Here is a 23510-nt window from a genome sequence, read left to right as displayed (position 1 = left end):
TTTGAGCTCCTCACCATCAGAACTGGATACACTGGCCGGCGATTGCAGGTTTCCTTTCGGGGAGAGAGAAATCGGCCGACCAACCGGCGCGAATTTTGGCAACATTGCCTGCTCTGCCATGCGGTATCTCCCGCCCTGGTTCGTACCGCCAACGAAGCTCCGGCTGACGCTCAGCAGTTTGATCAGACTCATAGGTTCAAATCAGTTTGAATGCTTCAGGCAACAACTCGTCGTCCACCGCACTCGCGGTTTCGTAACGTTCCGGATCCCAGATTTCGAACCGGTCGAGCAAGCCGACCAGTACCGCTTCCTTGCCAATGTGTGCCGCCCGGGCCATCGACTCGGGAAGACAAATCCGTCCTCCCTTGTCCAGCGTGACCCGGTCGGACTTCTTGCCAAGCAGGCGCCTCAACGCTTCGGCTTTCGAATCCGCAAAGGGCATCGTTTTGAGCTTTTGGACCAACGCCTCCCACTCCTTCGGCGGCAGTACCAGCAAACAGGCCTCCGGCATCGCCCCTTTCGGCCAAAGCACCAAGGTCAGTATTTCTGGTTCCGCCGGCCGCCACTTGGCCGGAATCTGCACCCGCCGCTTGTCGTCCACGCCGTGACGATAAAGCGAGTTGTAATAGATCGGCTCGCTGGGCTGGTTTGATGGCATCGATCATTTGTTGAGCACCAGGCACTTGGCCATTTTGCCCCACAACGACCCACTCTTATACACTTTAACCCACCAAGGTCAACTTTTATCTCACTACTATTTCTTAACAGGTTATTCACACGGTTTACTGATGGTTTTTCACCGAAGCATTGCGGGTTTTGCGTGGTGGTTCGCGAACTCTCTTGTGCCCGTTCGGCGGCCAGTCGGTTGTCGGCCCGCCTTGCTTCCAAAACGGTCAAATGGTTAGAGATGGGGTGTGGATACGGCCGATTTCGATTATTATCTGTCACACGGGTTGATCGCCCAGACGCCTGCTTCAATTCGTGATCAATCGCGCTTGCTCGTATTGCAACGCCGGGTCGGACGAATTATTCACCGGAGCTTTCGCGACATTCTCGATTTTGTCCGCCCGGGTGACGTTTTTGTTTTGAATGACTCGCGTGTGATTGCAGCACGGTTGCGGGGGGCCAAGTCGTCAACAGGAGGCGAAACGGAGGTGTTGTTGATTGAAGAAGTTTGCACGAACGATTGGTGGGTGTTGCTGCGCCCGGGTAAACGGGTGCGACCTGGCGTAAATATTATTTTCCGGAACAATGCAGGTCAACCGACCCAAGTCGCGGCGACGGTGATTGAAAAAAATCCAGAAGGTCTCTGCCGACTTCAGTTTTCCAACATCGCGAACATTTTTGAAAACCTGGACTCCCTGGGTGCCGTGCCGTTGCCTCCCTATGTCCTCCGCGAGTCACAAAACGGATTAACCCAGGACCGTGATCGTTACCAGACCGTGTATGCCCGGACTGCCGGTTCTGTGGCGGCACCAACCGCCGGTCTTCATTTCACTGACAAGTTGCTTGAAGAAATCCGTTCGCGAGGCGCACAAATTTGCTTCGTCACCCTGCACGTCGGCCCCGGTACCTTCGCACCCGTGAAAACGAAAACATTGCAGGAGCACGTCATGCACGAGGAACGGTTTGATCTCGGTCCCTCCGCGGCCCAAACCATCAATGACGCGAAAAAAGACGGGCGCCGCGTCATCGCCGTCGGGACGACTTCAGTGCGCGTGCTGGAGAGTGTGGCCGCTGCCAACGGAGGGCGCCTGGTGGGTTGCCACGGGCGTACTCGCATTTTCATTTATCCACCATTCCCGTTTGGAATTGTCGATGCGCTGATCACCAATTTCCACCTGCCCCAATCGACCTTGCTCATGCTGGTTAGCGCGTTTGCCGCGCCCGGCAAAACGACCGGACGTTCCCTTATTTTGTCTGCCTACGCAGAGGCAATCCGCGAGCATTATCGCTTTTACAGTTATGGCGACGCGATGTTGATCTTATGAAGCTGCCGTTCGTTCTCATCAACATGGCAATGACCGCCGACGGCAAGATCGCCACCGCCAACCGCGCTGTTTCCTCGTTCACCAGCAGGCGGGATTTCGAACATCTGCTCGAACTTCGCGCCTCGGCCGACGCTGTCATGTCAGGTGCCCGGACCGTGGATCAGGAAGGCGTCAACCTCGGCCCCGGCGCGGAGAGATTCCGCCGCTTGCGGCTCAAGAACGGTTTGGCGGAGTGTAATCTGCGAATCGTCGCAAGCGGTTCAGGTTCGCTAAATCCTCGCGCCGCAATTTTTCGTCATCATTTCTCGCCCGTCGTGGTTCTGGTCAGCCGGAGGGCTCCCGAACGCAACTTGCGTCTGCTTCGCGCCCTGGCCGACGAGGTGAAGGTTTTTGGTGGGCAGGAGATCGATTTTCGCGCGGCATTCATGTGGCTGCGGGACAAGTGGAAAATCGAGCGTTTGCTTTGTGAAGGTGGCGGTGAACTCAATGGCTCTCTGTTTCGCGATGGATTGGTCAACGAATTGCACCTGACTGTCTGCCCGAAAGTTTTTGGTGGTCGCCAGGCGCCAACCATTGCCGACGGACCGCCGGTGTTGAAACTGGCCGCCGCGGCCCGCCTGGCGCTGAAATCGATCAAGCGAAGCGGTGATGAAGTCTTTCTCACCTACGATGTCTTGAAGAGGGTCGGTTGAAAACCGGTCACTCCTGATCGCCGGACGGGATCTGCCGGGTTTCAACCCATCGCGCAAACAACCACAGTAAATCGCTCAAGCGATTCAGATAAACGATGATCTCCGCGTTCTGAAGTTGGCCTGTCTCACGCAGGCCGCAGGCCCGACGTTCGGCACGCCGGCAGATGCCGCGCGCAACGTCGAGCGCGGCGGAATTCAGAGTCGCGCCCGGTGTCGCCCAACCCTTGTAGCTGATATTCTGCGATTCGATTTCCCGCACCAGATTTTCCAAACCCGCGGTCAACCCGGACGTGACCGTCGAGTAGCCGTCTTTCGCATAGCGGGGCAGATCGTCTGTTTCAGTGGCCAGTTCTCCCATCAAAATCACGAGATCTTTTTGGATGTTAAACAGACTGCTGCGGATGAATTCACGATCTGCCGACGCGCGCGCCAGGCCAAGCGCAGCGTTCAACTCATCAACGCTGCCGCAGGCTTCGACGCGCGGATGGCATTTCGAAACGCGTCGATTGTACATCAGACCGGTCGTGCCGTTGTCTCCATTCTTCGTGACGATGCTCATGTAACTCACAGCTTGGATCGTCGACCACGAAACGTAAAGTGTGAACGCCGCCGCGCCCGGCCCTCATCCAATCTCCGGAGGAAAAACGGAGAATGCCGGCAAATCCACCTTCTGCGCAGGTTTCGTCGGCGCCCCGAGAAACCGTCTGGCCGAATCGTTGAAACGCTCGGCTTCATCGGTTACAAACGGCCGGATCACTCCCGGTCGGCGCCTGTTTCCGCACGCCAGACCGGCGGCCCGCAAATGTTCGCTCAAAAAGCGTGCGCAGCTTTCAGCTGAATCCACGAGCGACACGTTTCTCCCTGCCACCGCGCGGATCGCCTTCTTCAAAAGCGGATAATGCGTGCAGCCCAGCACCAGGGTGTCGATGCCGCGGCGCAACAGCGGCGAAAGGTACGCCCGCAACACGGCCAGCGTAACCGGCTGATTCGTCCACCCCTCTTCAACCAGCGGAACGAGCAGAGGACAGGCGCGAGCAAAAACCTTTGCGGAGTCTTCGCGGGCCAGAATTGCGCGACTGTACGCCTGACTGCGGATGGTCGTTGTCGTGCCAATGACTCCAATGCGGTTGTTCCGTGTCTTCAGCACGGCCGCTTCCGCGCCAGGAAATATGACGCCGAACACGGGGACTTCGAATTCACGGGCCAGGGTCGTCAGCGCCCAGGCCGACACCGTGTTGCACGCCGCCACCACCGCCTTCACCTTCTGCCCGATCAAGAACTGCGTGTCCTCCCGCGCAAAACGGATGACCGTGCCCGGCGATTTCGTCCCGTAAGGAACACGCGCGGTGTCTCCGAGATACACGATGTCCTCGTGCGGCAGGACGCGGTGGATTTGCCGCACAACCGTGAGACCGCCAATGCCGGAATCGAAAATGCCGATCGGCGATTCCACATTTTTGCTCATCGTTCCTCCAGCCGTTTGTAGGCGAGGATGCCCTCCGCGATGGCCCGCGCCAACCGCTGGCGGTATTCCGCGTTGAAGATGTTTTTCGATTCGACCGGGTGCGACATGAAACCCGCTTCGATCAACACGGCCGGGACACGCGCGGTGCGCAACACCGCGAAGCGGGCGCGTTTCACTCCACGATCTTCGGCAGGCAGGGTTTTGACGATCGCCTTCTGGATCTGATAGGCCAGCAGCATGTTTTTCGAGTCAAATCTGTTCCCGGTCAACATGCCGGTGTCCGCTGAATCGCCGCGCGCGTTGGTGGAGCTGGCCCCCGGCGGGGTAAGGCAATAAACCTCCACTCCCTGGACCACGTCCTTCTCGGCAATGGCCGCGTTGAAATGAAGGCTTACAAACAGATCGGCATCGCGCTGTCTGGCGATCTCCGGCCGGTCCGACAACGGAACAAAACTGTCACCGCTGCGGGTCAGCGTGGTCTTCAGACCCGCGGCAACCAACCGCTCGCGCACCTCCCGCGCCAGCATCAGCGTGTATTCCTTCTCCTGTCTGCGGCCTTCCTCGTTGCCAGGATCTTTTCCGCCGTGACCGGGGTCGAGGCAAACACTCATGATCGGCGCGCTGACCGCGCTCTTTTCGGGAAACAGCACCGGATGTATCGCCGTCTGCAAATCCAGCAAGGCGATGAACACCGTGCCGTTGCGTGCGGCAACCGGCGCGGAAAGCAACACCGTCACGCCATTGATTTCCGCGCGGTGTGAATCAACCGCGAACACCAGTCTGGACCCCGCGTTGGTCAGGAGCACCTCGTCCTTGCTGCGCGCCGCAGAGAGGTGGAACCCGTATGACCTTGCCCAGTCGGCCAGCCGGACATATTCGCCGCCGAAGAGGCGTGTCCGCTCCAGTTTGCTTAAAGCGTTTTGCGCGGAGGCCGTCAGCAAACCGGCCAGCAACACGAACGACACAGCCGCCAGTTTCATCAACGCGCGCAATCTGCATGTCCCGCCGCGGCGATTCAAGGCAAATGCCGGGCGCCGCGCGTCTTCTCCATTTTTTCAGGTTAAAACCGTTGACGCGTCCGGGCACCTTTCCTAAATTGATTTTTTTCGAGAACGATTGAAACAAGTACAACCGAGAAACGAGCCAGCAACACCACGATGAGCAATTCCCCCACCCCCGCCAAAGGCCTGGAAGGCGTCGTCGCCGCCGCAACCGGGCTCAGCGACGTCCGCGGCGACATTGGCCAGCTGATTTACTGCGGCTACGACATCAACGAACTCGCCGGCAAGGTGACCTTCGAGGAGGTGGTCCATTTGCTGCACCACGACCATCTGCCCAACCGCAAAGAACTGGACGAACTGAAAGGCCTGCTCGCTGCCAAGCGTGAACTGCCCAAGGGCGTCGTCGAAATCATTAAAAAATTTCCCAAGGACGCGCCCCCGATGCACGTCATCCGCACGGCCGTTTCCGCGTTGGGATGCTTCGATCCCGAGGCCGACAACGATTCGATGGATGAAAACCGTTTAAAGGCGCTTCGCCTCATCGCGCGCATACCGGTCATCACCGCGTATTACCATCGTTACCGTCAGGGCAGGATTTTGCTGCCGCCTGAGCCGTCGCTGGGTGAGGCAGCGAATTTTCTCTACATGATTGACGGCGAGAAACCTTCGGCCGAAAAGACGAACACGCTGGACTTGTGCTACGTGCTGCACGCGGACCACGGCATGAACGCCTCCACGTTCAGCGCCCGTGTCACGATTGCAACATTGAGTGACATGTATTCGGCCATCACGAGTGCCATCGGCACGCTCAAAGGCCCGCTGCACGGCGGCGCGAACGAGGGCGTCATCAAAATGCTGCAGGAGATAGGCTCGCTTGACCGCGTGGATGCCTACATCGCCGAGGCTTTGGCGCAAAAGAAAAAAATCATGGGCATCGGTCACCGCGTTTACAAGGTGCTCGATCCCCGCGCGCCGCACCTGAAACGCATGGCACAAATCCTCAGCTCCAAACTCGGCGAGCCGAAATGGATTCAGATGAGCGAGCGCATCGCCGAACTCATGCTCAAGGAGAAAAAACTGAACGCCAACGTGGACTTCTACTCCGCAACGGTCTATTACTCGCTGGGTATTCCGACCGACCTGTTCACACCTGTCTTCGCCATCGCGCGCACCGCCGGCTGGACGGCGCACCTGCTGGAACAGTTGGCCGACAACCGCCTGATCCGTCCTCAGAGCCAATACACCGGGCCGGTTGGGTTGAAAGTTGTTCCCGTCGATCAGCGATAGGTCCGGCGGGTCCCAGGGTCCGAACTCGTGGCCGGCTTCGGACTTTAGACCTTTAAGTTTGAACTAACAGGTGAACATTCACGAGTACCAGGCCAAACAGCTCCTCGCTCAATACGGTGTGGCGGTGCCGCCCGGCAACGTTGCCAGCGCTCCGGAAGAAGCGAAGGCCGTCGCGGAAAAACTTCTTGCCGCTGGCCACAAGCGCGTCGTCGTCAAATCCCAGATTCACGCCGGGGGCCGCGGCAAAGGCACCTTCAAGAGCGGTTTGCAGGGAGGCGTGAAAGTCTGCTCATCCGCCGCGGAAGTTTTCGAGCGCGCAAAAGCCATGCTCGGCCAGGCGCTCGTCACCAGACAGACTGGACCCGAAGGCCGCGTCGTCGGCAAGCTGCTCGTCGAAGCCGCTTCCAACATCAAGAAGGAATTTTACCTCGCCGTGCTGCTCGACCGCGCGGTGTCGCGGCCCATCGTGATGGTCAGCACCGAGGGCGGAATGGACATCGAGGAAGTCGCCGGGAAAACGCCGGAGAAAATCATCCGCGAATCTATTGATCCCGCCGTCGGAATCATGCCGTATCAGGCGCGCAAGCTCGCCGCCGCCCTCGGGCTCAAGGGAGACTTGATCAATGCCACCGCGAAACTCCTGCTCGGCGTGTATAAGACCTGGTGGGAGTGCGACGCCTCGCTCGTCGAGATCAATCCCCTCTGCCTCGTCGAGACTGCCGATGGCAAGGAAGCGATCATGGCGCTCGATGGCAAGATCGGTCTCGACGACAACGCGCTGTATCGCCACGCGAACATTCAGGCGATGCGCGATCTGGGCGAGGAGGCGCCGCTTGAAATCGAGGCGAGCAAACATTCTCTCAATTACATCAAGCTCGACGGCAACATCGCCTGTCTGGTCAACGGCGCCGGTCTGGCGATGGCCACCATGGACATCATCCAGCATTTCGGCGGCAGCCCGGCAAACTTCCTCGACGTGGGTGGTGGCGCCAGCAAGGAACAGGTGACCGCCGCGTTCAAAATCATTTTAAGCGACCCGCACGTGAAGGGCATTCTGGTGAACATTTTCGGCGGCATCATGGATTGCAACGTGATTGCCACCGGAATCGTCGCCGCTGTGCGCGAGACCGGCTTGAAGCTTCCGCTGGTCGTCCGCCTCGAAGGCAACAACGTCGCAGCCGGAAAAAAGACGCTCGGCGAATCCGGCCTCGCGCTCATCAGCGGCGATTCCATGGCCGACGCGGCGCAGAAAGTGGTGAAGGCGGTTGGAAAGTAATTCAGCCGGGTCACCGTGTCGGCGAAAAGCCGGACTGACGCGCTTGACGGAATCCAGCGACGGTCTTCCAACTCACCCGCGCGGCAAATCTTTCAATGTTTCCCGCGTTCCTTCGTCCGGCAGTTCCGGCAGATACCGCGCGACTGGCCCGCAACACGAAACATCAGTTCCGTTCGTCCAGCCATTTCAGAGCGCCGTCGAGATCTGTGAACCGGCCCTCAAGTTGTGCTTCGAACGCCTCGTCGAGCAACCGGCCAAACTGCGCGCCCGGCTGCATGCCCCGAGCAATCAAATGGCGACCTTGCAACAGCGGTTTGGGCGCTGCGTCGCGCAGGCGCAGCTCTTCTGCCTTCGTCCGCAGCCCCGAAATCCCTTCGTGAATGATCCGCGGTTTGGGTGGCCGGCCGAAATGATCCGCCGTCATCACCAGGCAGAGTTCGTCAATGGACGCGGGTTTCAAACAGTTCGCCAGCCGCCGAACCGAGCGGTTGCTCACCATCTGCAAATGGGCGAGGTGATGCTTCACCAGCGGCACCACGCGTTCTTTTATTTCGTTCGGGGCGCCGATCCGCGTCAGAAAGGCTTCCGCCACCGGCCCGCCTTGCTCCTCGTGCCCCGGCGAGACAATACGTTTTTGCCCGTCGCGCTCCACCTCCTGAGTGGTCTGCGGTTTCGCGAAGTCATGCGCCAGCACCGCGAACATGAGCACCCGGCGCGTGGTCTCATCCGCCGCGCGCCACTCGGGCAATTCCGCCATTGCATCGCAGCAATGACACGTGTGCGTGAACACGTCGCCTTCCGGATGCCATTCCGGGTCCTGCGGTGTCCCATCCAATGCCGCAATTTCCGGGAAGTGCCGCAGCCAGCCGGTGTCCTTCAGAAAGCGCAGGCCCGCCGACGGTCGCCGGCTCGCGCCCGCCCACTTGAACCACTCCATCCCCACGCGCTCGACCGCCAGCTCGGGAAAGGTCTGCACGATGGATCGGCACAACCCGACCGTCTCTGGCGCCAGCGTCAGATCGAAACGCGCGGCGAATTGCATTCCCCGCAGCACGCGCAACGGGTCTTCGACGAAAGCGGAACTTGTGTGGCGCAGCACGCGTTTCTCCAGATCATCCCGTCCGCCGAAAAAGTCGAGGTATTCGCCCGTGCGCGGATCAAACATCAGCGCGTTGATTGTAAAATCCCGGCGACTCGCCGCCGTCTTCGGATCAATGCCCGGATCGAACTCCACTCGAAATCCTTTATGCCCGGCGGACATCTTGGAATCCCGGCGCGGCAGACTGAAGTCCCACTGCGCCCCGCTTTGACTGGTGAACTTGATTACCCCGAACGATTTGCCGACCAGATCCACGCGGCCATGCGCGCTTAACACCCGCTCCAGCGCTTCATAACCCACGCCGTAAACTTCGAGATCAAAGTCCTTGTGCACGATGCCCAGCAGGGAATCGCGCACGCAACCGCCCACGAGATAAGCCCGCGACAGGGCCGGCACATCGCGCAACAGGCGCACCAGTTCATCGGGCAAGTTCATGTCGGGATGAGTTCAACCGCACGCGCACCAGCAAATCATTCAACGCGGCCCTCGTTTCATCACTCGGCAACTCGGGCAGAGTGCTGGCGTCGTGGGCGGACTGCAATTCAACACGCAGACGTTGATATTCTGATTCATGGAAAGCAATGTCCGCATCATCCAGCTTGGACTTTTCCGGACCGGCGAGTTTTCGAGCCACGAGATCGCGATGTAAGGTAGCCGGAACTCCTGGTTCAACGTCACGAGGTTCGCTTGGATTTCACCCGTTCGCATCAGGTGAATGCCGGTTAGCAAAATGCGATAGACGTAGAGCAACGGCTTCACCCGGCGCACTGACTTCGCTTGTAGCGGCGCTGTGTCAGCGCCGTCGGTTCGGCGGTCACAGACCGCCGCTACAGTTTCCGGTTCTCCCTTCAGGAACAACTTCCACTGCGTTTCCGCAAATCCGAAGTAGTGATGCGAGTGATGTTTAGTGATGCAGCCACGCGCGATAGCCTTCAACTCCTCATGCTCCGGCGTGGTGCGGACGATGAGCGGCGAGAACAGCTGTTCCAGCACGTAACCATTCTTCTTGAGCAGCAGGCCGAAGAACTTCTGCACGTCATGACTCACGATGTCCATCTCCAGCCCTTCGATAACGCGCGAGTCCTGGACCGTCTCATCGCGGACCTCCAGGCCGACGACCGCGTCGAGCGGCAACACATGCGCGCCGCTGATCGTCGCAAAGAGCAACGGATAGGGCTGTTCAGCAACGATTCGTTTCAGTCGCGGATCAATCGTCATGGGCATCATCCCTCAACCTTTAACTCTCAACCATCAACTTTTTGAGCGGCTGCGCCGCGATCCCGCGCCTGCGGGACGGTGAAGGCGTGGGTCAATGGTCATGGATGGAATCAATGTATGCCAACTCGTGTGCTTCGGTGATGGTTGGCGGTTCAAGTTTTTCAACCAAACGATGGATGACGCTCTCTGGCACGGGATTCGTCCTGCGTTTGTTCTGTTCCAGCACCGTCCGCATCGGCGGCTCAAGGTAAACGATTTCCACCCGGGCATTGTAGTCCGCGAAAAGGTCAATCCATCGCTGGCGCATCTGGCGCGTCACGTTAGTGGCATTGAAGCAGAAGTCACGGCCCGCGCGTAGATGTCCGCGGCAGTGTTCGCGTGCCGCCTGAATGACTTCACCTTGATTGTCCGTCCCGTCCGCGTCGAGTTCCTCACGAATGGCGTCGAGAGAAACGACAGCCTGGCCGGGGCGGGCCTGTGCCAGCCAGGTGTCTTTACCTGCGCCCGGCAAACCCGACATCAGGGTGACGGTGCAGCGATACTCCTCGTGCGGTGTGTAGTGCAAGCTGCTGAGTTGATCGCGGTAGAAAAGGAAACGGGCGTGGTCGTTGGCAAACACGTAGGGTCGGACAAAACAATCGCGTTCCTCCGCGACAAGTTTCCAGAGATGCAGGATCTCCTCCGGGCGGCTCATCTCGTTGGCCCTACGTCCGCGCGTGTCGGCCAGAGCGAACAGGTAAAGCAGCCGATTGTTCACAAGCCACGAGAGCGAGATGACTTCGCGCTCGGGGTTTTCTTTTTCCAGCAGGTAAGGCGGGCGTCCGTGAAAGCGAACCAGCGCGCAGATTTGTTCTCGTGTGGCGACATCGCACTCGATTTCCCGCAACATCCGCCGCGCGATTTCCGCACCGACCAGCGCGTGCTTGGGCGAGCGTGTCCGGCCCGACCCCGGGTCGAGAACAGTGGTGGCTGGCTTGCCGGCGTCATGGAACAGTGCGGTGAACAGCAGCTTCAACTGCGCGGCGCGATCAAGCGACGGCCAATCGGAGAGCCGCTCAACTTCAGCGCAGACCATCCTGGTGTGCGTCCATACATCGCCTTCCGCGTGCCATTGCACGTCCTGATTGCAACCGGCCATGTCGCGAGCCCATGCCTGGGCTTCGGCCCATTCCAGAACTTGTGCGTTCGTCGCGCGCGCGATGTCGGTCCAGGTTTTCACAACCAGATGTCTGCTCCCTCGGCGAGCACGTTTGGAATCATCTTCTGATGCTGCCAGTGCTCACTCTGCTTCAACTTCTCCACGAACTCCTGACGTACTCGCTTGGCGCGCCCGGTGACGTAGCCGCCGGCCTCAGTGCGAACGTAAAGTCCTTCCATCAAATTGTCGGTCTTGCCCGTGACAGGATTGTCAAAGGCACTGTCAAAGGCCGACGGCCCGATGAGCGATTGCAGTTCTTCCGCTGTGATTCGGCCACGATGAACCACCGGCACGGTATGCAGACCCGTTCCTTCCAGCATCCGCAAGCGCGTAACCAGGTCGAGAAACTGGCCGGCATCCTTGTCATAAATGTCGAACTCGAAAAAGTAGTGCGGCAGCGCGCGATAGTGAACGGAGTGCTTGGCGTAGAGCCATTCACCGTAGAGGATGAACCGGCTGCCGAGCATCCCCTCCAAAACGGGGCGCTTCACCGAAGTCCACTGCTTGAACAGATCGTATTGGGGATGCATCCCTTCCGTGATTTCGTGGCCACGGCATTGCAATACCAGCCGGCCGCTCGACGCGAAGTGAATACCGACATTCGTGCCGTCAATTTTCTCCTCTACAATCAACGATGGGTCAGCGAAGAATGCCTCGGATTCCTTTCGGCCAAGGTGTTTATCATCATCCGTTCCCTGCGAGCCAAACAGATGCGGCGTGCGAGGATACTTGATGAAATCATCACGGGTCGCGCCCATAAGTTTTAACCTTTTTCATTCTTAGCAGCCGAATGTCGCGCTTTGACGAGGAAACGATTCGCCGCCTCGTAGTCGGGGCGTTCAGGCAGTTTGGTTTCGGCCGGGGCGCGTTCGAAGTCGCGGTGCAATTCCTCCTTCATCCTGATTTCTTTCGCGATGCGCGATTGCGCGGCGGTTCTTCGCGCAACACGCCTGACGCCGTCACGGCCTGCGCCGGCCGGATGGCGAGCGCGCGCTCCCGCAGGGCATCCAACATGGCGAGCTTTTCCGCAATGGGCCCGGCAGCGAGGCGTTGGCGGAACTCACGCTTGCTTTGCTGAATCCTGGCGAAGTCGAAGGTCATGGCGTGTCACCGAGGAATTGTTTTTCAAAGCGCTGCCAGTCCTCCCGCAATCCGTGCCGGGCGACGATGGTTTGAAAGCGCCCGAGGTCGAGCACTCCGCTTTCAAAAAAATGCAGCAGGCGCGCCTTGTCCTTGGCGCGGCCGGTCTGGAGCGCAATGGTGGCCAGATGTTCGGCGGTGAACACTCGCGCGGACACACCTGCGACGTCTTTCGCGACGGCCTGCGCCAGTGCTTCCGCGATCAGCGGATTGGCGGCGGGAAGGAATTGCACCGGCCAGCCGGCGATGACGATGTATTCGCCCTCCATTCTGCCACCATGCGCCTTGAAGTAGTCAAAGATGGGCTGCGGGCTGGCCAGCAAACTCCCGGCCTCGGGTCGGAACGTAATAAATACGTCCACGTCGAGCGTGGCGACGGGTTCGAGATAGAAGGTTGCGCCCACCGCGCCGCCGATGGCGTAGCGTTCGACAACGCCGTCAGCTTGCATCTGGTTGATTGCGGCGATTGTGTCTTTGATATTCACACGTTCGATCGTTTCACCAACATACTGTCCGGTTGGTACGACATTCCTGCACCAAGAATACACCCCGTCGGCCGGAGAAAGCGAGTCGCCAGAAACAAAAGTTGTCCACGCCGGCGACGACGCGGTCCGCAAAGGCGCTTTCGTCCGAGTCTTCCGCAGGCGATGAGCACAGGAAAAGAGTTGAGTTTCAGTCCGGTTGAAATTAAACACCCGGTCTGGTCATGCTCAAAGTCATCGAACTCGCCTTCTGTTGTTATGCCGTCACGGACATGAAGCGTGCCCGCGCGTTTTATGAGGGCGTGCTCGGCTTGAAACCCGCGACAGTCAAGGATTCCGAACACGGCCAGTGGACGGAATATGAATTCGGCCCGTATGCGCTGGCCATCGGGTCGGCGCCCGCGTTCAAGCCCAGCCCCGACGGCTGTTCCGCCGCACTGGAGGTCGAGGATTTCGACGCTTCGATTGAACATTTGAAGAAGAACAAGGTGAAGTTCCGCATCGAACCGATCCAGACCGCGGTCTGCCGCATGGCGATGATTTTCGACCCGGACGGCAATACGATTTGCATTCACAAAAGGAACGCGAAATAATTCCTCATGCTCGACGAGGAAACCTTGGCTCAGATCAACGGCAAATATGTTTGTCCGCCGGATGCCGGTCCGGCGTGGCGGGCAGCGATGGAAGCAGGCGTTGACATGTCGCTGATTGAACACGCGCTCACGTTGACTCCCGAGCAACGGTTGGCGGAGCACCAGCAAGTGATTGATTTTTTATTAACTGTTCAGGAAGCCAGCTCTGCTCATGCCGCAGAATGACCAGGCATTGCTCATCCGCCTGAAAAGCAGCGGCCTTGACTTCGTTGTGATCGGCGGTGTCTGTGCCGTTCATCACGGAGTTCCCATGGCAACCTTTGATCTGGATATTTGCTGCCCGTTCGGTGAAGAGAACATCAGGCGCATCGAATCCGTCGTCGCTGACTTGCATCCATCTCATCGCCTGACCGCGAACAAATTGCCGTTGGAAATGACGCGAGATCGTTTCGGTGATCTGAAGAATCCCAATTTGCAAACTGATCTTGGAAAACTGGATTGCCTCAGCGATGTTGCCGGAATCGGTGGTTTCGCGGCCGTGGATCGTCAGAGCATCGTGGCGAAATTCTCGTTTGGGGAATTCAAATTCTTGAGTCTGAATGCGCTGATTCTGGCAAAAGAAGCCGCCGGGCGTGAGCAGGACCTCGCAATGCTGCGCTTTTTGCGTCCCATCAGAGAACGACTCGAACAACAGAAAAACCGCCGGCCTTAGGGCATAAACACAAGACCTCATGTCCATCCTCGTCACTCCTCAAACGAAAGTCCTTGTCCAGGGCATCACCGGCAGCTTTGGCGCACGCCACACCAAGCTCAGCCTCGAATACGGCTCGCAGATTGTCGCCGGCGTCACGCCCGGCAAAGGCGGACAGCTTTTTGAAAACAAAGTGCCCATCTTCGACACCGTAGCCGAAGCGGCGAAGCAAACCGGCGCGACCGCTTCCGCGATCTTCGTTCCGCCACCCTTCGCCGCCGACGCCATTCTCGAGGCGGTGGACGCCGGACTCGATCTGGTCGTCTGCATCACCGAAGGTATTCCGGTCAACGACATGGTGAAGGTAAAGCGCGCGATGGAAGGCAGAAAGACGCGGCTTATCGGCCCGAACTGTCCGGGCATCGTCACACCCGGTGAAGGCAGGGATTCCTTTGGCGGCTGCCGCATCGGCATAGCGCCCGGTTACATTCACAAGAAGGGCCACGTGGGCGTGGTGTCGCGCAGCGGCACGCTGACTTATGAAGCGGTCTGGCAACTCACCTGCCGCGGCGTCGGTCAGTCCACGTGCGTCGGCATCGGTGGCGATCCGGTCAACGGCACATCGCACCTCGACGTGATCAAACTGTTCAACGACGATCCGGACACGCACGGCATCATCATGATTGGCGAGATTGGCGGCAGCGCGGAGGAAGAAGCCGCCGAGTGGATCAAAAAGAATTGCAGGAAACCGGTGGCGGGATTCATCGCGGGCGCGACCGCTCCGCCGGGAAGGCGCATGGGCCACGCCGGCGCCATCGTCAGCGGCGGCAAAGGCACGGCGGCGGCGAAGATCGCCGCATTCAAGGACGCCGGCATCGGCGTCGCGGCCACGCCGTCCGAAATGGCGGACACTTTGCTGAAGCTGATGTAAAGCGCGGAGGCGTCAGCCGCTTTGAAGGTTGCCCGGGAGGGCAAGTGCGGCGTCAGCGGGGGCGACGCGGATGATCAGTCTTTCTCCGGCTCTATCCCCAGCCCGTCGAGTTGTGGTTTGATGATCTTTTCGTAGCAGTCCGGACAAAAGCTGTGGCTGAATCTGGCGTCGGTGTGCGCGGTGAAGTAGCTTTCCACCTGCTGCCAATAATTCTGGTCGTCGCGGATTTTCTTGCAATAGGCGCAGATGGGCAGAATGCCGCGCAGTTGTTTGACCTCGGAAAGCGCCTTCTCCAGTTCCGCAACGCGATCCGCGAGTTCCAATTGCAACTCGACCACGCGCGCGCCGACGCTCAACCGCGCGCGCAGCTCGGGCGCCTTGAACGGTTTGATGATGTAATCGTTTGCACCCGCCTCGAGTCCGGTGACAATCTCGTCGGGCCGCGACATGCTGGTCAGGATCAACAAATACGCGTGCTTGAGTTCAGCCCGAAGACGGACGCGGCGGCACACTTCGACACCGTCCAACTCGGGCATCTGCCAGTCCAGGACCGCGAGCGACGGCGCGCCGCTTGCCTGCATGGCGGCCCAGGCCTCGGCGCCATTGCGCGTGGAGACGACCTCGTAGCCCCATTGCCGCAGCAGGAAGCCGAGCATCTCGTTGGACACCGGATCATCTTCGGCAATGAGTATTTTCATCAACCTGCGTTTCCCTTCCCCGAACCCCGGCCCGGGTATCCTTTCAATTCGCCCACCAGTTTGTCCAACTGATTTTCGAAATCGGCCCGGGCCGAGGCGATCCCGGGCAGATCCGATTTCTTCGCCGATTGCTCGAGGCGGGCGGCGGCGGCGTGCGCCGGGCCGGTGCCGAAATTGGCAATCGCGCCCTTCAACATGTGCGCCACGCGCGAAAGCACCAGGTGGTCTCCTTTTGTCGCGGCGTTGCGGAGCTCGGCCAGATGGTTCGGCAGCATTTCCAAAAACATCTGGACCAGTTTCTGAACCATCTCCTCACCACCGCCCAGTTGCTCCAGCAGACGTTCGCGGTCGAAATTCATTTCCTCCGACACCGCCGGCGCAGGGGCCCGGTGGACGTCCGCGACCGACGGATGCACGAGGCTCCCGATCGCTTCCAGCAATTCGCGACGTTTCACAGGTTTGCTCAGATATGCGTCGGCGCCAGCGGCAAGGCACGTTTCCCGGTCTCCCTTCATCGCGTGAGCGGTCAGCGCGATGATCGGCAGATGCCGGCCGGACTGCTCCTCGTGCGCCCGGATCAGGCGGGTGGCTTCCAATCCGTCCATTTCAGGCATCTGCACGTCCATCAAAACCAGATCAAATCTGTGGCGCGTGGCCAGAGCCAGCGCCTCCTTGCCGTTGCCGGCCTCGATCACACGGTGTCCTTCCTGCGTCAGGATCGTAACCGCCAGCTCGCGGTTCACCGGATGATCTTCGGCCAGGAGAATGCTCAGTCCGGTGCCCGATGGCCGGGCTTTCCAAGCGGTCTCTTTCGTTTCCGCAAGACGCAGCCTGGTTTCACGGGCGCCCAGCGCATTGAGCAGGGCGTCGAGCAGTTCGAGCGGTTGAACGGGTTTTGCCACCGACGCGGCGGCCCCGGTGGCTTCAATGCGCTCGGTGTCGCCGGGTTGACGCGCCGACCTGACCATCAAAATCGTGGCTTCGGCCAGGTCGGGATGGTTTTTGATCCATGACGCCAGGGTAAAACCGTCCGTTCCCGGCATGATGGCGTCCACGAGGGCGAGTCTGAACGGCCTGCCCTGCCCGGCGGCCGATTGCAACTCCGCCATTGCAGCCTCTGCGGTGTTGACGGCGACCGGCTCCACGCGCCAGCTCCGCAGCACCTCGGCCAGAATTGCGCGGCTGCTCTGATTGTCGTCCACCACCAGCAAACGCAGGCCGTTCAATTCCTCCGGCGCAACTGGAACGCGCGGCGGACCGCTGCCGGGCTCGAGTTTCATGATGAAATGGAAGGTGCTGCCCATGCCTTCGTCGCTCTCGACCCAGATGCTGCCGCCCATCAGTTCGATCAACCGGCGTGAAATGGACAGGCCCAGTCCCGTCCCGCCATACTTTCTCGTCACCGAACTGTCGGCCTGGGAAAACTCCTTGAAAATGTGGCGCAGCCGGTTCCGCGGGATGCCAATGCCAGTGTCCCGGACCACGAAATATAGAAACGAATTCCTTTCCGCCGCCGGTGGCGTGGAAAGCACCGAGCCGCCAATGGCAGCCACCGGGCGCTCAGGCGCGTCCGCGCCGACTCCCTCCGCGCCGACCTGGACCGACACTTCTCCGGCCTCAGTGAACTTGATGGCATTGCCCACCAGATTGACAACGACCTGTCGCAGACGATGCACGTCGCCGCGCCAGGAGTCGGGCACCTCCGGCGGTATGCGCAAGGACAGCTCGAGCCCTTTTTCGTGCGCCTTGACGGCGAGTGTTTTGATCGTTGCGCCAAGTTGCTCGCGAAGCGAGAAATCGAGTTTCTCCAGTTCCAGGCGACCGGCTTCGATCTTCGAGAAATCAAGAATGTCATTGAGCAGACTCAGCAGCGAATCAGCGGAGTTCTTCACCGTCTCCAGGTAATGCCGTTGTGTCTCCGACAGCGCCGTATTCAACGCGAGATCGGTCATCCCAATGATGGCGTTCATGGGCGTCCGGATTTCGTGACTCATATTGGCCAGGAATTCACCTTTGGCCCGGCTGGCGGATTCCGCCGCTTCCTTGGCCTGTTTCAATTGTTCTTGAGCGCGCAGGTGCTCGACGGACTGCGCGATGGACGGGGTGATTGCCGCCAGGGCTTCCAGGGTCCGCGATGGAATCCGCCGGCGCGCGAACATCGCGACGACCCCGACGCAGTCCTGGCCGGCGAACAAAGGGTAACCGGCAAAAGAAACGATTCCCTCGGAGATGGCCCATTGTTTGTTGCTGATGCGGGGATCGTTGGGCACGTCGTCCGTCACCCACGGTTTTTTCTCCTCGGCGATGAGTCCGATTTTGAACTTGCCGAGCGGCACACGGCTGTGCGGACCATCAAGGTGTGTGTACATGCCGGCGCTGGCCCGCAGAACCAGCATCACGCGTGTTTCATCAAGGATCCAGATCCGCGCGAGGGCAGCCTCCAGATGCGCGTGCATCGCGACGGTGCACTCCTGGAGCATCACGGGGACGCTCTGGCAACGGTTCAACGCCTGGTTCACATCCGCATGGAACGCATCCAGCCGCGCCTGGTCCGCGCGTTCCTGTTCCGCCTTTTTCCGCTCCGTGATATCCCGGATGGTTCCGTTAAAGTAGCGTCGCGCTCCGCTTTCCCAGGTTGCCAGTGAAAGCTCGAGCGGAAACTCAGTCCCGTCCTTGCGCCGCCCGCTGAACTCGACGGCGCCGCCGGTCACGTCGCTCATCCCTGTCGGATGAAAATGGCCCGGCCCCTCACCGTGGGGGTCATCGCAGAATTTCGGCATCAGGCGCGCCAGTGATTGACCGGCCATCTCCTCGTCCGCGTACCCAAACATCTTTTGCGCCGCCTTGTTCCACGAGACGATGCTTCCGTCCGCGTTCGCTATGAGGATGGCGTCGTTCGCGGACTCCATGACGGAGCGGTACTTTTCCTCGCTTGCCTTCAATGCGCCGACCACCCGCTCATTTTCCTCGGCGTTTCGTGCCGCGGCGATGCTCCGGGCAAGCTTGGTGCCATAGACCGCAATGCCCACGACCATCAAAGCGATCGCCACAGCAATAAAGTATTCCAACCTGCGGACGGAAGAAGCGATGGCCAGTTGCGCGGTGAAATGCCTGTCCTGGATGTCTCTCACGATCGAGCGCAGACTCACCAGCGCGGTGTTCAGGCCGGCGAATTCGCGGTCCATGGCCGCCATGTGTTCCCCCGCATCCTTGGACAGATTGCCCTTGAAGGAGGTGAAGACCCCTTGCGCATCCGTCACCATGCGATCCATCGCGGCCCGCACCGCGTCCATCCGGGGTAACAATCCCTTGAGCGTCTCGGGAGGCACGTTGGAGTTCGATTCAGAGCGAACTGCTCGCAGTCTCTCGTTGAATCGCGCCAGCGCCGCCTCCATCCTGGCAGATTCGGCGGCGACATCATGCGAGTCGAATATGTCATTTCCCGGCGCGTTGACCGCGGCAGCCAGTTGGGCCAGATCGGCATAACTGCCCAATCGCCGCGACCACTCGTGATTGGTCTTCACCGAGTCCCCATAAATGCGCATGAACCGGTGGCCGAGGTACAGGCTCGCGCAAACGGTGATCAAATCGAAGGCGGCCAAAACAAAATAGAGATATTGCCAGCCCGGTCGATTAGACAGTGCGCCTCTCGGCACCTCCCCAGGCGGATCACCCGGCGGCAACGCGGAGGAATTCATTTGTTCGCAGCGCGATTCATTCAGGGTCGGAACTCGCCACTGCCTTCATTAAAGCAAGAATCTGCCGAATATCCAGACCGTTGTTGAACCGGTTTGGATTCATTGGCCGGCCACGAGACCTGCGTGGTTGCGCTCGGTTCTTCACGGCGCGCGTGATCCGTGGAGGGGCCGGTCAGCCGTTTCGCAGGACGGCATCCAGCTTCAACAACAGCTCGTGCGTCGTGTACGGCTTGGTCAGAAAAGCCTGCGCGCCTCCCGCATCCATTGGCGACCTATCCTCTCCGCCGAGGCCGCTGACGCCGATGATCTTCAGCGCGGGAGCGACCTGGCGGAACGCGCGCAGCGCTGCGGCGCCATCCATGAACGGCATCATCGAATCCAGGATCACGGCCTTGACCTCGTCGCGGTGCTGATCGTACACGGTGAGCGCCTCCGCGCCGTTGCCCGCGCAGACAACCCGGTACCCGAAATTCTCCAGCGTCGCGCGCGCGATGTGCTGGATTGCCTCCTCGTCGTCCACGACCAGGATCATCTCGCCGTGGCCGGTGGGCATCTGGGCCGCCCGGGTAAACGTCGTCTGCGACGAGCGGCGCTCCATCGCCGGCAGACAGATTGTGAAGCGGGTGCCCTTGCCGACCTGGCTTTCCACGTCCACGAACCCGCCGTGGTTTTTGAGAATGCCACGCACCGTCGCCAGCCCGAGCCCGGTGCCCTTGCCCGGTTCCTTGGTCGTGAAGAACGGCTCGAAAATCTTTCCCAGCAACTCCGGGGCGATGCCGGAGCCGGTGTCCGCCACGGTGATCACCACAAACGGCCCCGGTTTCACATCCGGATGCTGTCGGGTCTCCAGCTCGCCCAGGTGGCGGTTCGCGGCCACAATGCCGAGCTTGCCGCCGTCGGCCATTGCGTCCCTCGCGTTGACGCAAAGGTTGAGCAGCACCTGGTGGATTTGTGTCGCGTTGGCACTGACCGCCCAGAGCTCCGGTTCGATATTCTTTTCGAACCGGATGGATTTTGGAAACGTCTCGCCGATCATCTTTTCGAGGTCGGTCAGCAGATGCCGCACCTGGGTCAACTTTTGTTCGCCTTCGACGCCGCGCGCGAAGGAAAGAATCTGACGCACCAGGTCGGCGCCGCGCCGCGCGCTGCGGTCGAGCATGTCGAGCAGGTTCTGGTCGGCCGGGTTGACAAGGTTTTCGCGCAACATCGGCACGGCCATCATGATGGGCGCGAGCACATTGTTCAGATCATGGGCGATGCCGCTGGCGAGCATGCCGATGTTCTCCAATCGCTGCGACCGGAAGAACTGCGTCTCGAGTTTTTTCTTCTCGGTGATGTCGGTGTTGACGACGAGAATGGATTTTGGCCGGCCCTCGTTGTCGTGGACGAGGGTCCACCGGCTTTCGACGATGATGTCCGCGCCTCCCTTGGTGATCTGGCGCAACTCCCCTTTCCACTCGTGTTTTGCGATGAGGCTCTTCAACGCCTCCATTTGCAGCGAGGAATCCTTCTTGAAGAGGAGCTCATTGGCGCGTTTGCCCGCCGCCTCGGCCGAACTCCAGCCGTACAAGGCTTCCGCGCTCCGGTTCCAGTAGAGGATGCGTTGCTCCATGTCCGTGACGCAAATCGCGTCCTGCGCCTTGTCCAGCAGGGCCGCCTGTTCCCGGATCTGCGCCTCGGCGTTCTTACGGTCGGTCACGTCGCGGGAAACGACTATCACGTTGGCCATCTTGCCGTATTTGTCCCGCATCACGCTGCCCTGCGATTCGATATAGCGAACACTTCCGTCCCTGAGCAAAAAACGGAATTCCGCCCGTTGTCCCGTCCCGGCGGCGATTGTTTCGCGGAATACCCGGCGAATGCGCTCGCGGTCTTCGGGATGAATCTCCTCGAACGCGTCTGTTCCCAGCAGTCTTTCCGGATCGCCCAAAAGGTACTTGTAGGACGGGCTGTTGTAAACGCGCCGGCCTTTGAGATCAACCACCGCGATCAAGTCAGTCACGTTTTCCGAGATCAGCCGGAAAAACTCCTCGCGTTCACGCAGCGCTTCCTCGGCCTGCTGGCGTCTGCGCCGGTCCTCGGATTCGCGCAAAGCCCGCCGAATCGAAGCCGCGAGGCGTTCGGGACGCTGTTTGAGCACGTAATCCGTCGCCCCATTATGCAGACTTTCAATGGCAGCCTCCTCTCCGATCGTGCCCGAGAACAAAATGAACGGAACAGACGGGCAATGGTCGCGGGCCAGGCCCAGAGCAGTGAGGCCATCAAACGAAGGCAGCGCGTAATCGGAAATGATCAAATCGAACCTGCCCTCCTGCAGGGCGCAGATAAAGTGTTCGCGCCGGTCCACCTGCTTTACGTCAGCGGTGATTCGTTCCATTTCGAGCATCGCCCGCAGCAACTCGCTGTCCAGCGGATCGTCTTCCAGATGGAGAATGCTCAGAGGCGATTTCATGTATCAGTTCATTCGCGGAGCGATGCACCCGCCCCGGGCTCCCGGGCCCGCTTCTTCGCGCGACCGACCGCGTTCACAATGATTCCGCAGGTACCGACTTGGCCGGCGGTACTCGATGAATTACGGCAGGCCGCCGGGCCCGCGTCATTTTGTCGGTGCCCCAACAGTTGAATACTCCTTAATTGAGTCATTTTCCGATAACGTCCCTTTCGAGCGCGGCTCTGCGTGCGCTCGCGCGAATCCGCGACCCGTCCAACCTCGCCCTTTACCTGTAAAAAGCAAATGGTACGTCCGGCATGCTTGGATTCTGGTTTCAGAAGGAAATCCCGGCTGGTCGGGTCAAAAAAGACGCATCCACGAGGCGCTACGACGTGAAGTGAAGAAGCGAGATGGCAGGCGAAGCAAAGCGCAAAAAGCCGAGAGCCGCCAGGACTCGCCATGGGCGGCAATCCGGATCGGGAATCTATAATATGAGGCGCCACGCTGGGTCCTGTGTCACCCTTTCACTTTTTTAAACCTTCTTACGGAATTCATGCCCGGCTAAACACGCAAGATGTATTGATTGCAAATCATCCAAGTCAGGCTTGGCCAAGCTGACACAAAAACCGGAAAACCTCAAAAAAGGAAAGTGCGGGGTCGCGTGTAAGGTATAGTACTGAGACACTGAAAATCGACAAGCCGCGTAAAGAGGGAAATTACCGCGCCGGCACGACTCCATCACGTCAGCGTGGCAATGCCGTGCCGGAGAGCGAACTTGGTAAGACCGGCGGTCGTGCGGATGCCCAATTTTCGCATGATGCGAGCGCGATGGGTTTCCACGGTCCGAACGCTCAAGCCGAGTCGCGACGCGATGTCCTTGTTGCTGCCTCCGTCGGCGATGAGGCCAAGCACCTCGCGCTCGCGCTCGGACAGTTCTTCTTCAGCGGATTTGCGCCGCACTGAACTGGCCACATAATCGTTCAGGACGAAGCGGGCCACGCTCGCGCTGAAAAATGCCTCGCCCCGATCCACCTGTTCGATCGCCTGCGCCAATTCCTCGGGCAACGTATCCTTGGACACATACCCCGACGCGCCGGCCTGGACGATTTGCAACACGTACTCCTTGTTGTTGTGCATGGTGAGGATCAACACCTTGGTCTTGGGCGCGTCCCGGCGGAGCTGGCGCGTGATCTCCAGGCCGTTCGCCCCCGGCAGATTGATGTCCATCAACACGATGTCCGGTTTCAGGTCCTTCGTCTTCGCGATGGCTTCCTGTCCGTCAGCGGCCTCGCCGACGATCTCCAGTTGTTTGCGCGTTGACAGACACGACCGGATGCCCTCCCGCACAAGCGGATGATCATCCACCAGCAATAGTCGGATTTTTCGTCTGATCGTCTTGTTCATGTGTTACCGCATTCCATCTTCGCCTGGCAGCCGGCGCGGTTCCACAGCCGGACGTGGCAGAACGGGCGCCCCTCGCAGGGTTTGCCTTTGTCCACGGCACGCTCATTTCCGCACCGCAGTTTCGACACGGCCGCATATTAAGCCGACAGTGGATTTCTTTGAAGCCAATTTCCCAAGGATCGCTGAAAATGCGTCCGTGCAGACTATACGTCAAC

Annotated in this window: 21 protein-coding genes and 1 pseudogene; 6 read left to right on the top strand and 16 right to left on the bottom strand. The window is 59.7% G+C overall.

All coding sequences use genetic code 11. The features are described 5' to 3' along the window. Positions 1-196 precede the first annotated feature (196 nt). A complete protein-coding gene (locus tag VN887_16750; GenBank protein HXT41658.1) occupies positions 197-658 on the bottom strand; it encodes a hypothetical protein in 462 nt (153 codons plus the stop codon). A 256-nt stretch (positions 659-914) separates the two neighbouring features. Here VN887_16750 and queA point away from each other — a divergent pair, with 256 nt between their 5' ends. Next, positions 915-1991 (top strand): tRNA preQ1(34) S-adenosylmethionine ribosyltransferase-isomerase QueA, encoded by a 1077-nt coding sequence (gene queA, locus VN887_16745; GenBank protein HXT41657.1) that lies wholly within the window; start codon positions 915-917, stop codon positions 1989-1991. Further along, positions 1988-2683, top strand: coding sequence for a dihydrofolate reductase family protein (locus tag VN887_16740; protein HXT41656.1), 696 nt, complete (start codon positions 1988-1990; stop codon positions 2681-2683). The genes queA and VN887_16740 overlap by 4 nt, the downstream gene beginning before the upstream one ends. Positions 2684-2690: 7 nt before the next feature. Here the strand turns inward: VN887_16740 and VN887_16735 are convergent, their stop codons facing one another. The 3 genes from VN887_16735 to VN887_16725 form a co-directional block, all read right to left on the bottom strand. Further along, positions 2691-3242 (bottom strand): cob(I)yrinic acid a,c-diamide adenosyltransferase, encoded by a 552-nt coding sequence (locus VN887_16735; protein ID HXT41655.1) that lies wholly within the window; start codon positions 3240-3242, stop codon positions 2691-2693. A 63-nt stretch (positions 3243-3305) separates the two neighbouring features. Continuing rightward, positions 3306-4148, bottom strand: a complete 843-nt coding sequence (gene murI, locus VN887_16730) for a glutamate racemase (protein HXT41654.1) — start codon at positions 4146-4148, stop codon at positions 3306-3308. Further along, positions 4145-5128, bottom strand: a complete 984-nt coding sequence (locus tag VN887_16725; GenBank protein HXT41653.1) for an N-acetylmuramoyl-L-alanine amidase — start codon at positions 5126-5128, stop codon at positions 4145-4147. Before VN887_16725 ends, murI begins: the two co-directional genes overlap by 4 nt. Positions 5129-5305: 177 nt before the next feature. Here VN887_16725 and VN887_16720 point away from each other — a divergent pair, with 177 nt between their 5' ends. Both VN887_16720 and sucC read left to right on the top strand, forming a co-directional pair. Next, complete coding sequence (locus tag VN887_16720; protein HXT41652.1) at positions 5306-6436, top strand: citrate synthase; 1131 nt, start codon at positions 5306-5308, stop codon at positions 6434-6436. A gap of 70 nt (positions 6437-6506) precedes the next feature. After that, positions 6507-7712 carry an ADP-forming succinate--CoA ligase subunit beta gene (gene sucC / locus VN887_16715; protein HXT41651.1) on the top strand — a complete coding sequence of 402 codons (1206 nt, stop codon included), beginning with the start codon at positions 6507-6509 and terminating at the stop codon, positions 7710-7712. Positions 7713-7875: 163 nt separating this feature from the next. On the opposite strand, the gene VN887_16710 is transcribed toward sucC, so the two are convergent. The 7 genes and pseudogenes from VN887_16710 to VN887_16680 form a co-directional block, all read right to left on the bottom strand. Then, complete coding sequence (locus VN887_16710) at positions 7876-9246, bottom strand: polynucleotide adenylyltransferase (GenBank protein HXT41650.1); 1371 nt, start codon at positions 9244-9246, stop codon at positions 7876-7878. Beyond that, positions 9230-10029 (bottom strand): annotated as a pseudogene (locus tag VN887_16705) (nucleotidyltransferase domain-containing protein). Before VN887_16705 ends, VN887_16710 begins: the two are co-directional and overlap by 17 nt. 91 nt (positions 10030-10120) lie before the next feature. Next, positions 10121-11248, bottom strand: a complete 1128-nt coding sequence (locus tag VN887_16700) for an AAA family ATPase (protein HXT41649.1) — start codon at positions 11246-11248, stop codon at positions 10121-10123. Next, a complete protein-coding gene (locus VN887_16695; GenBank protein ID HXT41648.1) occupies positions 11245-11985 on the bottom strand; it encodes an RNA ligase family protein in 741 nt (246 codons plus the stop codon). The genes VN887_16700 and VN887_16695 overlap by 4 nt, the downstream gene beginning before the upstream one ends. Positions 11986-11990: 5 nt before the next feature. Beyond that, positions 11991-12125, bottom strand: coding sequence for a hypothetical protein (locus VN887_16690; GenBank protein ID HXT41647.1), 135 nt, complete (start codon positions 12123-12125; stop codon positions 11991-11993). After that, positions 12122-12328 carry a hypothetical protein gene (locus tag VN887_16685; protein HXT41646.1) on the bottom strand — a complete coding sequence of 69 codons (207 nt, stop codon included), beginning with the start codon at positions 12326-12328 and terminating at the stop codon, positions 12122-12124. Before VN887_16685 ends, VN887_16690 begins: the two co-directional genes overlap by 4 nt. Further along, entirely contained in the window at positions 12325-12852 is a 528-nt protein-coding gene (locus VN887_16680) for a hypothetical protein (protein ID HXT41645.1), read from the bottom strand. The genes VN887_16685 and VN887_16680 overlap by 4 nt, the downstream gene beginning before the upstream one ends. Before the next feature lie 221 nt (positions 12853-13073). On the opposite strand from VN887_16680, the gene VN887_16675 reads away from it, so the two are divergent. After that, the gene (locus tag VN887_16675; GenBank protein ID HXT41644.1) at positions 13074-13442 is read left to right on the top strand and encodes a VOC family protein; all 369 of its coding nucleotides are present in this window, start codon (positions 13074-13076) and stop codon (positions 13440-13442) included. A gap of 127 nt (positions 13443-13569) precedes the next feature. Here the strand turns inward: VN887_16675 and VN887_16670 are convergent, their stop codons facing one another. Next, the gene (locus VN887_16670) at positions 13570-14181 is read right to left on the bottom strand and encodes a hypothetical protein (protein ID HXT41643.1); all 612 of its coding nucleotides are present in this window, start codon (positions 14179-14181) and stop codon (positions 13570-13572) included. Here VN887_16670 and sucD point away from each other — a divergent pair. Beyond that, the gene (sucD, locus tag VN887_16665; GenBank protein HXT41642.1) at positions 14174-15064 is read left to right on the top strand and encodes a succinate--CoA ligase subunit alpha; all 891 of its coding nucleotides are present in this window, start codon (positions 14174-14176) and stop codon (positions 15062-15064) included. The genes VN887_16670 and sucD overlap by 8 nt on opposite strands. Positions 15065-15138: 74 nt before the next feature. On the opposite strand, the gene VN887_16660 is transcribed toward sucD, so the two are convergent. The 4 genes from VN887_16660 to VN887_16645 form a co-directional block, all read right to left on the bottom strand. Further along, on the bottom strand, positions 15139-15762 hold the full coding sequence (locus VN887_16660) for a response regulator transcription factor (protein ID HXT41641.1): 624 nt from the start codon (positions 15760-15762) through the stop codon (positions 15139-15141). After that, positions 15762-19460 carry a response regulator gene (locus VN887_16655; protein HXT41640.1) on the bottom strand — a complete coding sequence of 1233 codons (3699 nt, stop codon included), beginning with the start codon at positions 19458-19460 and terminating at the stop codon, positions 15762-15764. Before VN887_16655 ends, VN887_16660 begins: the two co-directional genes overlap by 1 nt. A 172-nt stretch (positions 19461-19632) precedes the next feature. Next, on the bottom strand, positions 19633-21912 hold the full coding sequence (locus VN887_16650) for a PAS domain S-box protein (GenBank protein ID HXT41639.1): 2280 nt from the start codon (positions 21910-21912) through the stop codon (positions 19633-19635). A gap of 717 nt (positions 21913-22629) precedes the next feature. Continuing rightward, positions 22630-23295, bottom strand: a complete 666-nt coding sequence (locus VN887_16645; protein ID HXT41638.1) for a response regulator transcription factor — start codon at positions 23293-23295, stop codon at positions 22630-22632. Positions 23296-23510: the final 215 nt, after the last annotated feature.

Source organism: Candidatus Angelobacter sp. (assembly GCA_035607015.1).
In the GTDB taxonomy this organism is placed as follows: Bacteria; Verrucomicrobiota; Verrucomicrobiia; order Limisphaerales; family AV2; genus AV2.
This window is presented reverse-complemented; position numbering and strand designations above follow the sequence as displayed.

What these genes read in the sequence shown, in the direction of transcription:
- VN887_16650 (HXT41639.1), bottom strand. Translation starts at nt 21,912, where the DNA reads ATGAAATCGCCTCTGAGCATTCTCCATCTGGAAGACGATCCGCTGGAC.
- VN887_16750 (HXT41658.1), bottom strand. Translation starts at nt 658, where the DNA reads ATGCCATCAAACCAGCCCAGCGAGCCGATCTATTACAACTCGCTTTAT.
- VN887_16735 (HXT41655.1), bottom strand. Translation starts at nt 3,242, where the DNA reads ATGAGCATCGTCACGAAGAATGGAGACAACGGCACGACCGGTCTGATG.
- VN887_16720 (HXT41652.1), top strand. Translation starts at nt 5,306, where the DNA reads ATGAGCAATTCCCCCACCCCCGCCAAAGGCCTGGAAGGCGTCGTCGCC.
- VN887_16675 (HXT41644.1), top strand. Translation starts at nt 13,074, where the DNA reads ATGCTCAAAGTCATCGAACTCGCCTTCTGTTGTTATGCCGTCACGGAC.
- VN887_16645 (HXT41638.1), bottom strand. Translation starts at nt 23,295, where the DNA reads ATGAACAAGACGATCAGACGAAAAATCCGACTATTGCTGGTGGATGAT.
- VN887_16670 (HXT41643.1), bottom strand. Translation starts at nt 14,181, where the DNA reads ATGGACATGAGGTCTTGTGTTTATGCCCTAAGGCCGGCGGTTTTTCTG.
- VN887_16685 (HXT41646.1), bottom strand. Translation starts at nt 12,328, where the DNA reads ATGACCTTCGACTTCGCCAGGATTCAGCAAAGCAAGCGTGAGTTCCGC.
- sucD (HXT41642.1), top strand. Translation starts at nt 14,174, where the DNA reads ATGTCCATCCTCGTCACTCCTCAAACGAAAGTCCTTGTCCAGGGCATC.
- VN887_16690 (HXT41647.1), bottom strand. Translation starts at nt 12,125, where the DNA reads ATGAAGGAGGAATTGCACCGCGACTTCGAACGCGCCCCGGCCGAAACC.
- VN887_16725 (HXT41653.1), bottom strand. Translation starts at nt 5,128, where the DNA reads ATGAAACTGGCGGCTGTGTCGTTCGTGTTGCTGGCCGGTTTGCTGACG.
- VN887_16660 (HXT41641.1), bottom strand. Translation starts at nt 15,762, where the DNA reads ATGAAAATACTCATTGCCGAAGATGATCCGGTGTCCAACGAGATGCTC.
- VN887_16710 (HXT41650.1), bottom strand. Translation starts at nt 9,246, where the DNA reads ATGAACTTGCCCGATGAACTGGTGCGCCTGTTGCGCGATGTGCCGGCC.
- VN887_16695 (HXT41648.1), bottom strand. Translation starts at nt 11,985, where the DNA reads ATGGGCGCGACCCGTGATGATTTCATCAAGTATCCTCGCACGCCGCAT.
- VN887_16740 (HXT41656.1), top strand. Translation starts at nt 1,988, where the DNA reads ATGAAGCTGCCGTTCGTTCTCATCAACATGGCAATGACCGCCGACGGC.
- VN887_16655 (HXT41640.1), bottom strand. Translation starts at nt 19,460, where the DNA reads ATGAATTCCTCCGCGTTGCCGCCGGGTGATCCGCCTGGGGAGGTGCCG.
- murI (HXT41654.1), bottom strand. Translation starts at nt 4,148, where the DNA reads ATGAGCAAAAATGTGGAATCGCCGATCGGCATTTTCGATTCCGGCATT.